General features: G+C 38.4%; 15 protein-coding genes. 1 reads left to right on the top strand and 14 read right to left on the bottom strand.

The window, feature by feature from the left end; translation table 11 throughout:
• Positions 1-147: 147 nt before the first annotated feature.
• The 14 genes from radC to ACIQCO_RS13455 all read right to left on the bottom strand — a co-directional run bounded on the left by radC (position 148) and on the right by ACIQCO_RS13455 (position 13,599).
• Complete coding sequence (gene radC, locus ACIQCO_RS13390) at positions 148-837, bottom strand: RadC family protein (protein ID WP_400429190.1); 690 nt, start codon at positions 835-837, stop codon at positions 148-150.
• A gap of 49 nt (positions 838-886) precedes the next feature.
• The gene (locus ACIQCO_RS13395) at positions 887-1,459 is read right to left on the bottom strand and encodes a Maf family protein (RefSeq protein ID WP_400429192.1); all 573 of its coding nucleotides are present in this window, start codon (positions 1,457-1,459) and stop codon (positions 887-889) included.
• A gap of 201 nt (positions 1,460-1,660) precedes the next feature.
• Positions 1,661-2,731, bottom strand: a complete 1,071-nt coding sequence (locus ACIQCO_RS13400; protein ID WP_400429194.1) for a hypothetical protein — start codon at positions 2,729-2,731, stop codon at positions 1,661-1,663.
• Between the two features lie 133 nt (positions 2,732-2,864).
• Positions 2,865-3,662 (bottom strand): hypothetical protein, encoded by a 798-nt coding sequence (locus ACIQCO_RS13405; RefSeq protein ID WP_400429195.1) that lies wholly within the window; start codon positions 3,660-3,662, stop codon positions 2,865-2,867.
• On the bottom strand, positions 3,659-4,489 hold the full coding sequence (locus ACIQCO_RS13410) for a PilN domain-containing protein (RefSeq protein ID WP_400429197.1): 831 nt from the start codon (positions 4,487-4,489) through the stop codon (positions 3,659-3,661). The genes ACIQCO_RS13405 and ACIQCO_RS13410 overlap by 4 nt, the downstream gene beginning before the upstream one ends.
• On the bottom strand, positions 4,489-5,484 hold the full coding sequence (pilM, locus tag ACIQCO_RS13415) for a type IV pilus biogenesis protein PilM (RefSeq protein WP_400429199.1): 996 nt from the start codon (positions 5,482-5,484) through the stop codon (positions 4,489-4,491). The genes ACIQCO_RS13410 and pilM overlap by 1 nt, the downstream gene beginning before the upstream one ends.
• Before the next feature lie 16 nt (positions 5,485-5,500).
• Complete coding sequence (locus tag ACIQCO_RS13420; protein WP_400429201.1) at positions 5,501-6,256, bottom strand: prepilin peptidase; 756 nt, start codon at positions 6,254-6,256, stop codon at positions 5,501-5,503.
• Entirely contained in the window at positions 6,257-6,760 is a 504-nt protein-coding gene (locus tag ACIQCO_RS13425; RefSeq protein WP_400429203.1) for a prepilin-type N-terminal cleavage/methylation domain-containing protein, read from the bottom strand.
• Positions 6,761-6,884: 124 nt separating this feature from the next.
• On the bottom strand, positions 6,885-7,385 hold the full coding sequence (locus ACIQCO_RS13430) for a prepilin-type N-terminal cleavage/methylation domain-containing protein (RefSeq protein WP_400429205.1): 501 nt from the start codon (positions 7,383-7,385) through the stop codon (positions 6,885-6,887).
• 133 nt (positions 7,386-7,518) lie between these two features.
• On the bottom strand, positions 7,519-8,736 hold the full coding sequence (locus ACIQCO_RS13435) for a type II secretion system F family protein (RefSeq protein ID WP_400429207.1): 1,218 nt from the start codon (positions 8,734-8,736) through the stop codon (positions 7,519-7,521).
• Complete coding sequence (locus ACIQCO_RS13440; RefSeq protein ID WP_400429209.1) at positions 8,729-9,778, bottom strand: type IV pilus twitching motility protein PilT; 1,050 nt, start codon at positions 9,776-9,778, stop codon at positions 8,729-8,731. Before ACIQCO_RS13440 ends, ACIQCO_RS13435 begins: the two co-directional genes overlap by 8 nt.
• 12 nt (positions 9,779-9,790) lie before the next feature.
• Positions 9,791-11,452 carry a GspE/PulE family protein gene (locus ACIQCO_RS13445; RefSeq protein WP_400429211.1) on the bottom strand — a complete coding sequence of 554 codons (1,662 nt, stop codon included), beginning with the start codon at positions 11,450-11,452 and terminating at the stop codon, positions 9,791-9,793.
• A 15-nt stretch (positions 11,453-11,467) separates the two neighbouring features.
• Positions 11,468-12,802, bottom strand: coding sequence for a G5 domain-containing protein (locus tag ACIQCO_RS13450; RefSeq protein ID WP_400429213.1), 1,335 nt, complete (start codon positions 12,800-12,802; stop codon positions 11,468-11,470).
• 20 nt (positions 12,803-12,822) lie between these two features.
• Complete coding sequence (locus tag ACIQCO_RS13455) at positions 12,823-13,599, bottom strand: hypothetical protein (protein ID WP_400429215.1); 777 nt, start codon at positions 13,597-13,599, stop codon at positions 12,823-12,825.
• A 254-nt stretch (positions 13,600-13,853) separates the two neighbouring features.
• Here ACIQCO_RS13455 and ACIQCO_RS13460 point away from each other — a divergent pair, with 254 nt between their 5' ends.
• Complete coding sequence (locus tag ACIQCO_RS13460; RefSeq protein WP_400429216.1) at positions 13,854-14,288, top strand: prepilin-type N-terminal cleavage/methylation domain-containing protein; 435 nt, start codon at positions 13,854-13,856, stop codon at positions 14,286-14,288.
• Positions 14,289-14,295 lie beyond the last annotated feature (7 nt).

The following is a 14,295-nucleotide window of genomic DNA, read 5'->3' on the forward strand; positions in this document are numbered from 1 at the left end:
TCTGATACGAAATGCAAAAACTCCATTAGTCAGGTAATTTACCTATTATATCATGTCTGTTTTCCTATTATTTATATAACTATTTCAAAAACAATCCTAAAAAATCATAACTAATATTATATAGAAACGTCAAATAAAAACATAGTGTCATAAATACCCTTTTTCCTTCAAGCTGACAAACTTATTATCGCCGATAATCAGATGGTCGAGAAGATCGATGCCAATTATTTTCCCGCATTCAACCAGGCGTTTGGTAACCTCAATATCTTCCCTGCTTGGTGCAGGGTCGCCGCTTGGATGATTATGCACCGCGATAACCGAGGCCGCTGAGCGTTTTAATGCTTCGCGGAATACCTCCCTTGGATGGACAATCGAGGCGTTCAGGCTTCCAATAAAAACCGTTTGTTTATGAATGACCTGGTTCTTCGTGTTTAAATAGAGGCAGACAAAATGCTCCTGCGATAAAAAACGCATATCGTTCATGAGATACTTCGCTCCGTCTTCAGGAGAGCGGATAACATAGCGGTCATTATAGGAAAGATTAGAAATTCTGCGGCCAATTTCGACAGCAGCAAGAATTTGAATCGCCTTAGCCGAACCAATTCCTTTAATTTCAGTCATTTCTTCCAACGTAGCCGCCTTTAACAGCCTTAACCCTTCAAAATGGGTCAGCAGACGATTCGATAATTGCAGGACCGATTCGTCTTTTGTTCCTGTTCGCAGCAGGATGGCAACCAGTTCATGATTCGATAAGCTTTGCGGACCATTCTGGATAAATCGTTCTCTAGGCCTTTCGTCTTGAGGGAAATCACGGATCATTAATGTATTTGTGGACACTCTTTTTCCTCCCTTATTAGCTGGGAGTTAATGAACTTTGAAAAAATTGTTAATACGGCAACTGGTAACCCGCCTGTCTTAATTCCCTAATGGTCCTTGAAACAGGAAGACCGACAACCGCAAAATAGTCTCCATTTATTTTTTTGACAAGCATACTTCCAAGCTGTTGAATCCCATATGCACCAGCTTTATCAAACGGTTCGCCGCTTTTCACATATGCGCGTATCTCTTCGTCCGTCAACTCCCAAAACCAAACTTCAGTTTTTTCGTAGAATTTCGTCGAACTAGTTGGAGACACAATTGAAACACCTGTGAACACCTCGTGCTGACATCCTGAAAGAGTTGTTAACATCCTAATGGCTTCGGCCTCATCGCTTGGCTTTCCTAAGATTTGGTTATTCGCAACGACAATCGTGTCTGAACCAATCACAAAGGCATTCCTGTTGTCTTTAAAAACCGCCTGTGCTTTCCGATTGGCTAACTCCATCACTACTTCCTCGGGGGAGAGAGCGGGATCAAAACTTTCATCAACTTCACTGCTATTCATCGCGAATGTTAAGTGGAGATTTTCTAGAAGTTCTTTGCGCCGTGGAGATGAAGAGGCTAAAATGAGGTTCTGCATTCAATCACCTTACCTTTATCGTTATCATTTGGGAGATACAAGTTAATCGTATCAGAAATTGTAGAATCAAACAATTTTTATATGATTAAAGTTTGATGAAATTTGTAAATTTATGCGGTAACTATCTTTTAATACCCGCATAAAAAGCCTGCCTTGATTTCGGGCAGGCCTTATTTCCCAGAAAATATCGAGTTATGTCGTTTACACTGAAAAGTAGAAGGACAGGAAGTTTAATAAGTGCTGCTGGGCTTCTGTTAGGCTTTTGATATCTTTAGATTTTTCGAACGCCTTTAGCTTCGCATCCGCATTTGATAATTCTGCCTGAAGCGTCTTAACCTTTTTGTTTTTAATCGTGCTATCCTTCAATTGCTCCTCAATGGGTGCAAGTGCTTTGCTGGATTCTTCAGCGATTTCCTTGCTGACAAGAGCGTTTGCTGCAGCGGCGGATAGCGTCTGATAGATGCCAGGTACCGCTTCGAGAAAACTCTTTTCCTTTTGCGTGATATCTGAAAATTTCTTTTCCTCTAATAATAACGGCTTGGCAAATGCCCCCTCGACACCATTTTCTTTATTTTGGCCAGCCAGTGTTTTGGCTGCTTCAATCGAATCTGCGACACCAAGAAAGATATAATGCTTCCCACTTATTTCAATTACCTGTGAGGGAATCCCTTTTGAAACCAGTCCATTAGAAACTTCCTTGGCACCATCTTTTGAAGTATAGTAACCCCCTTGGATGACAAAAGTGGTTAATTGATTGATGGTCAATGAGGTTGTCTTACTAGCCGCTGCTTTGTTGTCAATCCCGTTTGCTTCAACGGTCTTCGGTTCAGTCGCTGCCTTTTCACTCGGATCCATTATAAACAGCTTCAGCATAATACCACCAATCGTAAGTCCAATGAGGATAGCAAATATTGCCGGAATCAAAATCGACCCAACTGGCTGACGATCCTTCTTTTTAAAATTTGATGAAAAGGATGTCAGTTTTTTCGACCCGCTTTTTTTCGTCTTTTTAGGGCTGGAAACGTTAAATTCTTCAATATCATTTTCCGAGGATTCTGGAATGATCCAGTCAAAGCTTTCATCGACAGGTTCCTGGGCAGCCGCTGTCTCCAAAAATCCATCCGTTTCCAGTCGCTCTGGATTTATTTTTATTACTTTAGTAAATGGTTCACGGCTGACTTCCGGCTCACTCTTTTGCGGTTCTTCCTGAATTATTTTGTCTTCAACATTCAATTTGATTTTAATTGTATGGCCTTTTTTAGGCTTGTCCACTAATCGTACCCCTTTCCCAATCGAAGTGTAATTGGTTTCATCCTAACATAACGGCAAAAAAAAATAACAAGACTTTTGTCGTCTTGTTATCGAATGCTTTCGTCAAATTATTTGTTCCTTCGCCATTAACGAACTATGGCTGTGTCTGTGCCGTTGGTGCAAACTGCGATAATGGATTCGCTTTACCAGCTGGTGCCGGGGCATCGATTTTTGGCAGTTCTGCCTTCAAGTCAGCTAGTTCAGGTAGATAGTACGCAGAAATAGTAAGACTGTAGCTAATTGGCTGATCTTCTTGATCAAGGCTAGTAATTTCTTGGCCACCTGAATAAGTAATCGCCTCAACCACGACAATCCGTTTTAACGATTCAAGGGTTTCGATGAATTTCTCCAAATTCTCATAGGTCGGAGATTCCACACTCAACTGAACTGTTAGCTTTTTCATACCAACAGGTGCCGTTGGTGCCGGTTGCTTATCCCCGCTGCTTTCATTTGCCGCATTTGGGTCTGCAGAAGTGTTTTGGGCAGCATTTGGGTCTGCAGTGGTGTTTTGAGCGGCATCTGAGGGTTGCGGATTCGCTTGATCCCCTGAAGCGGCTTCAGCATCCTTACTAAAACTCATTGATTTTATTTCACTATTAGAGACGTTTTCTGCCTTCTCTAAGTCTAAAATAAACTGTTCCTGAAGCGGTTCGACAGGAACCTTTTTCTGTAGTTCTCTTGTATCTTCAGCAGAAGCGGTTGTGTTGTCTGCCTTTTTTTGACTAATAATATCTAACAGCTTTTGTTCCGACGATAATTCTTGCTGTTTGATGGCCAGGTCTGATTTCAATGGAGTTAGGAAAAAGAACTGAGCATAGACGATGAGTAACACTAACAAAAGAATGCAGGCTCCAACAATAAGTTGGTCTCTCTTGGAGAAACGAAGCTTCATGATCCCTTCACTCCTTCCCCATCCTTCTTGCCCTGTTGTAAAATTTTCTTAACTTCTACCTTGTTAAAGGTTATTTCAAATTGCCCTGTATATCGTGGCAGATAGTTACTTGTATTACTTTTAGAGGCAGCCGCTGTATTATTGCTTACCGTGTTCTGATTTGTAGTTGTACTCGTGGTGTTATTCTGATTCAATGCTGTATCTGTTGCTGGATTGTTTTGATTATCAACAGTTGTTGTTGAATCGGTTGTTGTCTGATTAGTAGCACTTGTTGTTGTACTGGTTGTATTCGCTTGGCTATTTGAAGCTGCTGTGCTGCCAGCAGCATTAGTGTCAGTTTCAGTATTCGTTTCTGCGGCTGCTAATGAATTCAGGCTTGCTTCCTCAATCCATTTCGAGTGATTAAGGCTATTTAAGAAGTAGGCTGCCTCTCTCGCACTGTCAAATTGAACGGTAAGGGTAACAGCTCCTGATTCTGTATAGCCAAAGGATTGGATAAAACCGCGCTCTGGCAGCAACGAGGTTAGATGCTGCATGACCGGCACTGTTTGGATGGGATAATCATTTGCCCATTCAATCGCGCTCTTTAGTTGGCTGATAGAGCCGGAAGATATAACCGTTTCGTTATTTTGCTGTTCCTTCTCGGCAATCTTTTTCGTCGTCGAAATTTCCCGGTCTAAAGAAGTCAATTCATCTTTAACCGATTGCGTCTGCCAAAAATAGAATCCGCCAATTACTAAAAATACAGCAAGCAAACTGGATAACGTAATGATAAAGGCAAATTTTTTCGGTTCTTTTTGCGGAAGGAGGTTAATTTCTACTAACATCATTGCACCTCTTTTAAAGCGAGACCTAAAGATAGCAATAAATTAGCCGGTACGCTTCCTGTTTTTCCTTGTAAAACTGGATTAAGTGAAAGCAATTCAATCGGAACCTCAAAGCGCTCATTCATTTCTTCAGCAACGGCTTTAAGCATGGGATGGTCCCCAGTTAATAAAAACTTGGTAATATCATGTTTCTCATTGCTCAATGAATAGCGATAAAAATCCAGTAATTTCGTTAATTCTTTAAAAATTTCTTCAAACTGAATCACCAATTCATCTGTTTCACCTGTATATTTACAGACCATCACTCCCGAGCTATCCCGCCCTATTTCCCATTGATTTAGCTCAAACGGCAAGGCAAACGGACGCATGACAACAGGGACAACACCTTCAAAAATACACAAATTAACACTGGTCAAATCAAATTGAATCGTAAATAGATTTTCATTTGCATCCCCTTGACCAAGCGTATGGTATAAACGATAGAGTGCCAGCGGAGAAATATCCGCAGCCACAGGATGCAGCTTCAGGCTTGAAAATAAATCCGCATATTCCATGACATATTGCTCTGGAGCAGCAAACAGAAGCAGATCCTTTGTCTTTCCGTTATCCGTCAGTGGATAAAAATCAAATATCGGTTCTTCAAATGGTAAATGAATGCTGGCACCAAGCTCCAAATAAAGATAGCCCTTCATTTCATCATCCTGGATTTCAGCTGGAACAGATACCTTTCGGATAATGACTAATTGATCGGGTACCACAAAGCGAATCGAGCGCCGTTGAATCTTCCACTCATCAATACACTCATCCAAGATATTCGCTAAGGAATCGATATCAGCAATTTTGCCGTCAACAATGATACCCGGCGGTAAAAAGCGTTCGCCCCATTTTTGTGCCTGTGGCGGGTTTGCCTGCTTCAATTCAACACAGCGAATCGAGTGGTCATTTAGCACAAGGTTGATTATTCGGTTTTTAGAGTTGAAGAGGGAAAAAGCCATTTAAATAACCCCTTAGTTAAAATCCGTGATTAAGAAAACGTAAATATAGGTCGATGAGTTCCGGTCCCCAATAATATGCTGACAAGGTTCCCGCGGCAATAAATGGCCCAAATGGAATCGGCTGCCGCTTTTTAACGATTCTAAAAAGCTGTGCCAGTCCACCAAGTACGGCACCGTATAGGGTTGATAAAAAGAACGATAATAACACTAGCTTAAATCCTAAGACAAAGCCGAGTAAGCCATAAAGTTTAACATCCCCACCGCCCATGCCGCCTTTACTGACAATAGCAATGAGTAAGAGCAGTGTGAAACCTGTTACAGCCCCTATTAGACTGTCCCACCATGGGTTAAGCGGCCAAACAAAACGCTCCAATAAAAAAATCCCTGCAAACCAAATCAGAATTTTATCAGGGATGAGCATATAGTGAATATCCGAAACAACGATAATCATAAACATCGAAACTAGCGTTAATGCTACAACTAACTCCCCTGACCAGCCAACCACATAGGATGATGTTACAAATAGTATACCAGTAAGCAATTCCATAATTGGATAGATAGGAGAAATCCGCGACTTGCAGCCGCGGCATTTTCCCCTTTGAAACATATATGAAACCACTGGGATGAGTTCTAATGGTGTTAATTGGTGCCCGCAGGTTGGACAAGCCGAACGTGGGGCGATGATTGATTTTTTCAATGGCACTCGGAGGCCGACTACATTATAAAAGGATCCGAAGAATAAACCATAAGTTACTAATAAAAAATTAATCATTTAATTGTCAATTACATCTTTTCTAGATAAAGTTGATTCGCCTGAAGCTGCCTTATCTGTTGTTTGTACACCTCTTTTTTGGTTTACAAGCTTTACTTTATACGACAGTTTATCATTAGTATTTATTATTAAAACATAGGAATCATTTGTTGGTTCAGTTGTTATATCTGCAGCACTTTTAGCCTGTTTTTTATATCCAGTAGTATTATCTGGATCTTTTATTACTTCTACAAAACCTTCCTCTTCTAAGTAAGCAAGGTTAATTAATTTAGTCTTATTTGAAGCTGGTAATAGAGACTTATCCGATGTAACAGCAATCTTGGTAGAATTAATCATTTGTTGTGCATTTGCTACATGAGCATCTTTTTTAGAATTATCAATTAAACCCATAATTGATGGTATTGCAATTGCTGCAATAATTCCTAAAATTACGATAACCGCCAGTAATTCAATCAAAGTTAAACCACGTTGATCTTTTATTTTATTCTTTAATTTTTGTAACAATATTTTCATCTCCTTTGTAAATAATTCAATCTATGAATATTATTCTAATTAATAAATCTTTGAATCAACTAAGCTTTATGACGTGCCCTTAACAGATGGTGTGGTAGTATCTTTATATTTGAACTTACTCAACTTTAGATCTTTCTAAATCAGTAGAAGGAATTTCGAGTATTTTTCTTTCATTTCCTATTAGTTGAACACTATAAACAAGGGTTTTATCCACTTTCTCGATTTTAACGTAAGAGACATCAGTTGGTTTTACTGTTAAAACGGTTTTATCATTTCCACTTTCAGTATAAGTTCCTTTTACGTAATTACCATCTGTATCAGGATCTTTAAAATCTTCTATATACCCTTTTTGCAATAAATAATCTAAGGACAAATAAACTGGGTTACTTTCATCTGCTGGTATTAAACTTTTATCAGCTGAAACAGCAGTTTTTACTGAATTCACCATTTGAATAGCATTAGAAACGTGTGCATCTTTTTTTGAATTATCGATTAAACCCATGATTGATGGTATTGCAATTGCGGCTATTATTCCCAAAATTACAATTACTGCGAGTAATTCAATTAATGTTAATCCACGTTGGTCTTTTATTTTGTTTTTTAGACTTTGAAGCATTCCTTCATCTCCTTTATAATTCTTGAACCTAGTAATATAGTCATTTTTATTATACAAGAATTTACATGTAAAAGAACAGAGGAATTTTTGGTATTTTGTCACTTTTCATCAATTATTTTGTTTTATTGACGGTTTACTGGTTATGTTGTTGAAATTGATTGAACATGTCGAACATAGGTACCATAATTGCTGTAACTATCGTACCAACGAGTCCTGCTAACACCACAATCATTAATGGCTCTATTAATGATTTAAGTCTATCAGTGCCTGTTTCAACTTCTTTTTCATAGAACTCGGCAATTTTTGAAAGCATCGCATCTAATGCACCTGTCTCTTCACCGATCGCAATCATTTGTGTAACAAGCGGTGGGAATGCCCAATGTTTTTGCATCGGTTCCGTCATTGATCGTCCTTTTTCAAGTGAATCGCGAGACTCACGAATAACTTTGGCCAAGACCTCATTTTCAACAACTTTTTCGACAATGGCCATTGCTTGAAGAATTGGTACGGTGCTTGAAAATAAAGAGCTTAAAGTGCGCATCATTCGAGCTAATGCCGCTTTTTGTAGCAAATTTCCGAAAATCGGCATTCTTAATAACATGTAATCTAAATAGTATTTTGTTTGCTTGTTACTTTTTAGATACGTAATTAAAAATATTATTGCAAAAATAAAACCAATTACTAACCACCAGAATGATTGCATAAAAGTACTAGCTGCAAGGACAAACCTTGTGATTGCAGGCAGTTGTCCACCCAAATCAGCAAACATTGTAACAAATGTTGGGACAACAGCAACCAGCAAAAAGATAACAACTGCTATCGCAATGATTCCTACAACAGAAGGATATGCTAGAGCAGATACTATTTTCTGCTTAGTGTAATGCTGTTTTTCAAAATGTTCAGCCAAGCGATCAAGAGTCTCATCTAAATTACCGCTGACTTCTCCCGCTTTGACCATATTAATAAACATTGGTGTGAATATTTTCTTATGCTTAGCAACGGCTTCAGATAGTGGATTTCCTTCTCGTAGTTCCTGCTCCACATTGAGCAATGCCTTCTTAAGGGCCTTACTCTCTGTTTGAAATGCGAGAATCTCTGTAGCTTCGACAACCGTTACCCCTGCTTTAATTAATGTCGAAAATTGTCTTAAATAAATGACAAAATGCTGCAGTTTCACTGGATTCCCTAATGATATATCTTTGGTCATTAGGGTCTCAGGAACTTCAGTCATTTCAATTACCCGAATACCCTCTTCTTTAAGCTTGACCATTGCTTCACGCTTTGAACCTGCATTAACGGTGCCCTGCCGTTTTCCTTTTCGGTCTCGTCCAGCATATTTAAATCTAGCCATTCATCAACATCTTTTCTTGTAAATATTGCACTGCCGATTCCTTTTGAATCAGGTTTCTGTCTATTAGGTCTCGAATACTCATTTCAAGCGTATGCATCCCTTGGGCGCGGGACGTTTGCATCGTGCTTTGAATTTGATGAATCTTTTCATTTCTAATCAAATTGGCGATGGCGGCATTATTAACCAAAATTTCGGTGGCCGCTTTTCGGCCTTTTTTATCAGCGGTAGGAAATAAACGCTGTGAAATGACCCCGACTAAGACAGATGCTAACTGGATTCGTATTTGCGGCTGCTGACCTGATGGGAACACATCGATAATCCGATTGATAGTTGTCGGGGCACTTGAAGTGTGAAGCGTCCCTAACACAAGGTGGCCTGTTTCAGCTGCTGTAATCGCAATCGACATTGTTTCTAGGTCACGCATCTCGCCAACAAGAATGACATCAGGGTCCTGACGAAGTGCTGCCTTTAAGCCGCTTGCATAAGTATTAGTATCAAAACCAACCTCACGTTGATCAATTATCGAATTTCCATGTCGATGGAGATATTCGATTGGATCTTCTAAAGTAATGATATGCTTACGCATCGTACGATTCATATAGTCAATCATCGATGCAAGTGTGGTTGATTTCCCGCTCCCTGTTGGCCCTGTGACGAGAATTAGACCTTGAGGTTTCTCCACTAACTTGGGAATAATTTCCGGAAGGTCCAATTCCTCAATCGACGGAACCATTGAGGCGACAACCCTAAGGGCTATAGATACACTTTTTCTTTGATGATAGGCGTTGACACGAAAACGGGAGCTTCTCGGAACTCCATATGAGAAATCCAGTTCTCCTTTTTCCTTAAATAAATCCCACATTGACTCCGGAATAATCGCTTTTGCCATCCCCTCGGTATCGTCTGGTAATAAATTATCAGTTCCATACCTCCGTAGGTCACCATTAATACGCAGAACAGGGGGAACACCGACTGTTAAATGAACATCGGAGGCTTTATATTCAATCGCTGCTCGCAGTATTGCCTCAATTTTTTCTTTCATGCGTATTTACTCCTACTCCAGAGTTGCCACCCTTAATACCTCTTCTGTGGTTGTTAAACCCTGTTTTATTTTTAATAATCCATCATCAATTAAAAAGATGGTTTTATTTTTCGTGGCCATTTCCTTCAACTTTTGAAAGGATTCACCGTTCATCATCGCACGGCTCATTTCATCATTGATAACCAATACTTCATGCAGGGCTAGCCTGCCTTTATATCCTGTCATGTTACAGGAAGAGCATCCTTTTCCCCTTGAAATTTGCTCAATCTTCATGCCTCGCCTAGAGAAAATTTCAAGCTCTCGTTTTGAAGGTTCTTGAATTTCCACACAATCACGGCACACTTTTCTGACAAGTCGTTGGGCAATAATTCCGCTCAAAGAGGAGGCAAGCAAAAACGGTTCTATTCCCATATCAATCAACCTTGTTACAGTCCCAATTGAATCATTGGTATGAAGCGTGCTTAATACTAAATGTCCAGTTAAGGATGCACGGATAGCCACTTCAGCGGTTTCTTTATCACGGATTTCCCCGACCATAATAATGTTCGGGTCCTGACGAAGAATTGATCGTAATCCAGCGGCAAAGGTCATACCTACATTTGTGTTTACCTGAATTTGGTTTATCCCTTCCAATTGGTATTCAACTGGGTCCTCAATAGTAATGATATTAACCGCTTCACTGTTTAGCTTATTAAGAGCCGCATAAAGTGTCGAAGATTTTCCAGAACCTGTTGGACCTGTGATAAGAACAATTCCGGTTGGTTTTTCAATCATTTCATTAAATCGCTTCATATTAAGCGCGTTAAATCCTAATTTACTTAAATCATTTAAGGTAGAACCCATGTCAAGGAGTCGCATGACTATTTTCTCACCATAAACGGTCGGCAGCGTTGAGACACGAAGATCGACCGGATGGAAATCGAGATTTAACTTTATCCGCCCATCTTGCGGAATTCGATGCTCGGTAATATCAAGATTTGACATAATTTTTATTCTTGCTGTCAACACACTCTGCATATGACGTGGAAGAACCCGCTCATTCCGTAAAACACCGTCAATCCTGTAACGGACCACGACCTTCGTTTCCTGTGGATCAATATGAATATCACTGGCTCTTTGAATGACGGCATTTGATAGAAGCTGATTGACAAGGCGGACAATTGGTGAATCCAGGTCGGTTACATCATCCGTTCGGCCCTTATCATTTTGTTGAAGTTCATCAAGCAGCTCGTTAAAACCATCATCGACATCATAGTATTTATTAATTGAACGTAGAATATCATCCTTAGTGGCAATTGCCGGTTCAATTTGAAATCCTGTTGATAGACGTAAATCATCAATCACAATGAAATCCATGGGATTAGACATTGCGACGAACAGCTTATTGCCCTCTTTTTTCAAAGGAATAATTAGGTTTCTTCTCGCTGCTTCTTTAGAGATGAGCGAAAAAAGATTCGTTTCAAACGGGTAATGAAAAAGACTGATATGTGGGACTCCAAGCTGATGTTCCAGTACTTCAATTAATTGATGTTCGGTAATGTATCCCCGGTCTAATAGAGCTTCACCAATTTTTTGATTCGGGCTCTTTTTGTCAAGTGTTGCTTGAAGCTGTTCAACTGTAATGAGCCCTTCTTCAATTAACAAATCTCCAAGTCTTTTTCGCATTTGCCTCATTCTACACTCCTGCTATTATTTTGGTTGTTCATTCGGTTTCCCCCAAAGGTCACTGTCACTTGAATCTTGTTGCCGATTATCAGAATTGGCTGGCGTTTGATTCCCGTTAGTATTAGCAGGCTCATTTGTCTGACCGTTGTTATCCGTACCAGTCTGGGTATTAGTAGTACCAGAAGGCTCAGTTACACTCTGTTGACTTCCTGCTAGTCCATGAACTTCCACTTGATAGACCGGCGGATAATAATCCTCGGCAATTAATACACTTTTGATAAACGAATCACCTTGATAGACATCCCTGTATACCTTAACGATAATACCTTCTGCCCCTTTTATTTGTACCTTAGTTTTTCCTGGAAGAAGCAGAGGACTGTATTGAATAATCGTCTTCGGTTTCAGCTTTTGCTCATCTTTTGTTGTAATTTTATAATTGTAAACAAATTCTTCACCCTTTATGGTTACCGTTAAGCTGCCATTGTCCAATTTAAGTTCAAGCTTATATTTTGCCTTATTCCGATTAGCTATAACTAAATCGGAATTTCTACTTTGATCAACTTTTGCTTCATAGCCTAAGCTTGCATAATCTGGGAGCGAACTGCTAATGTTTCTTTCTTCAATCACCAAGTCAGTAGGTAAAGCAGCTTGATAAATTCCTGTTGCTATTATATTTAGGGCATCACTGTCGGTAATTTTATGTTTCTTGGCAAATTCCAATACTGAAAATGTTGACTCTTCTGGGATTTCAATTGAAGGGTTATTTTCAATTAGCGTTTGCAAATCATTAGGTACTTGCTTCATATCAATGACTGCTGTATTTATGACAACATCCTTTTTAATATGTTCAGCAAGTAAGTAATCTTCATAAAGATTAAAGGTATGAGACCCTGCTTCTAAAAGTAATGCCGTTTCATTTAAACTGCTTGAGAGCTTTTCAAGGTTGATATCACTGCTTTTTAACTGCGGAAACAGATTTTCTACTTGTTCTACTACCTGCAATCTATCAATTGTGATGAAAGCGGGGTTTTTTTGACTATCTTTTATTGAATTCACTGTTTGTTTAGCATCTAAATGGAATTGGTTCACATCAAATGGAGCCGTCTTCTCACCATATTGGAGATTAAAGGATGTATCTTTAAGCCATTCAAGGTACTTTTCCTCCAACAGACTTTTGGCTTCAATTTCTGTTTTTCCGGAAACATCCAATGAACCTATCGTTGTTCCATCAGAGAACTTACCATTAGCATTGGTTATTTTTTCAAATGCCTTTGCACCATAATGGGAAAAACTAAAAATAAATGCTGTACTGAACAATAAAACAACAAACAATTTGATTAGTTGCTGACTTTTACCCAAATTCCCTGCCTCCCTTCAAATTATTTTTGCAAAGCTAACTTATTTTTCGTTTCAATTTTTTCTTCAACATGGTCTTTGTCAGCTGCTGCTTCTTTTGTGGCAATAAGAAACTCCAATGGAGTATCTTCTAACAGTTCAATTTTATTAGGAACAGCTTGAAGATGTGACCTCTCTTCATCATCTAAGGATGGTAATTCATCGATTTCTTCTAACCAGTTACTTTTCACTTGATCATCCGTTTTGGAAATTTCTTCATCAAGTAAACTCTCGATATCGGATAAGTATCCAATTTCTTGATCAGATTCTGTTTCCTTCAGTTCAGAAACCTCATTTTCAGAATTCCGCTCTAGTAAAAATGAAATATCTTCGTTATTGTCAATCAATTGTTCTATAGGTGGTTTTACAAATGTTTGAATAGAATTCTCTATGGTTGCTTCTACCATTTCTAATTCAGTTAATTCGATAGAATCGTTATTTTTCATCATATCAATCTTCAAATTCGAAACTGGGATATCAAAATCCTCAGTTAATTCTTCTTTTAATGTAGGAATATCTTTATAAAATAGAGCACCAAAGCGCTTATCCATAAAGTAGGCAGCAAAAAAGATTAGCAAAACAAGCATGATCGCAGTTTCCCATAATGGGAAAGATGCAATCGCAGCAATTCCTCCTAAAGCTAACATAAAACTAGCTAAAATGACAAAAAACTTACCTTTTATGGTGTATCCCAGCGGTAGAAAAGATATAATCAACATAAGTATTAACATAGAACCAAATGCCCATATAATAGTTTGCATCTATTCACTCCTGTTCTCTTATTCCTTTTATACTATTAAACTACATTTTCTTTCATAGTCTTTAATTTTATGTTCATTTCTTCAAAAATTAGACAATATTCGCTTACTAAATATTGTATAATACTTTTAACAAGTTTAAAAGAAGTTGGAAAATATTTAAAGGGTATATTTACTAAAATTTATTTAATGATTATTGATAACTACTTCTTTAAATTAAATAACCTATTTAATCCCTGGAAGGGAAAGGATAATGTATGAAATTTGTTCAAAATGAGAAAGGTGTAACTCTCCTTGAATTACTTATATCAATTGTTATTCTATCGATTATTTTTTTGTCTGTGATGCGTTTTTTCCCACAAATGGGGTTTATGAATAAGCAAAATGAAGATAAAACCCAAGCTATTAATACGGCAAAAGAAATACTTATCGATTGGCAAAACTCACCGGATGTCAAATCCTTTCTTGTTGATCCTACCAATGAAACACTAGAGGATTTACCGACTAATAAAAAAACGGAAGGTGGCTTTTATTACTTTTATACTGTCAACGGAAGTTTTAATGTAACGATAAAAATAAAAATAACTCCTAGTAAAGAATCTAATGTTTCTAAAGCACATCTTATCCAAATCCAACTATTTAATAAACGAGGAAATGTGGTAAGTGAAACCTATGGTTATGTAATAAGATAGGAGATGG

Source organism: Neobacillus sp. NPDC093127 (assembly GCF_044754175.1).
Lineage (GTDB): Bacteria > Bacillota > Bacilli > Bacillales > Cytobacillaceae > Neobacillus.

Coding starts and splice junctions, on each gene's coding strand:
- ACIQCO_RS13440 (WP_400429209.1), bottom strand. CDS start 9,778: ATGAAAGAAAAAATTGAGGCAATACTGCGAGCAGCGATTGAATATAAA.
- ACIQCO_RS13395 (WP_400429192.1), bottom strand. CDS start 1,459: ATGCAGAACCTCATTTTAGCCTCTTCATCTCCACGGCGCAAAGAACTT.
- pilM (WP_400429199.1), bottom strand. CDS start 5,484: ATGGCTTTTTCCCTCTTCAACTCTAAAAACCGAATAATCAACCTTGTG.
- ACIQCO_RS13405 (WP_400429195.1), bottom strand. CDS start 3,662: ATGAAGCTTCGTTTCTCCAAGAGAGACCAACTTATTGTTGGAGCCTGC.
- ACIQCO_RS13460 (WP_400429216.1), top strand. CDS start 13,854: ATGAAATTTGTTCAAAATGAGAAAGGTGTAACTCTCCTTGAATTACTT.
- ACIQCO_RS13445 (WP_400429211.1), bottom strand. CDS start 11,452: ATGAGGCAAATGCGAAAAAGACTTGGAGATTTGTTAATTGAAGAAGGG.
- ACIQCO_RS13420 (WP_400429201.1), bottom strand. CDS start 6,256: ATGATTAATTTTTTATTAGTAACTTATGGTTTATTCTTCGGATCCTTT.
- ACIQCO_RS13430 (WP_400429205.1), bottom strand. CDS start 7,385: ATGCTTCAAAGTCTAAAAAACAAAATAAAAGACCAACGTGGATTAACA.
- ACIQCO_RS13410 (WP_400429197.1), bottom strand. CDS start 4,489: ATGTTAGTAGAAATTAACCTCCTTCCGCAAAAAGAACCGAAAAAATTT.
- ACIQCO_RS13455 (WP_400429215.1), bottom strand. CDS start 13,599: ATGCAAACTATTATATGGGCATTTGGTTCTATGTTAATACTTATGTTG.
- ACIQCO_RS13435 (WP_400429207.1), bottom strand. CDS start 8,736: ATGGCTAGATTTAAATATGCTGGACGAGACCGAAAAGGAAAACGGCAG.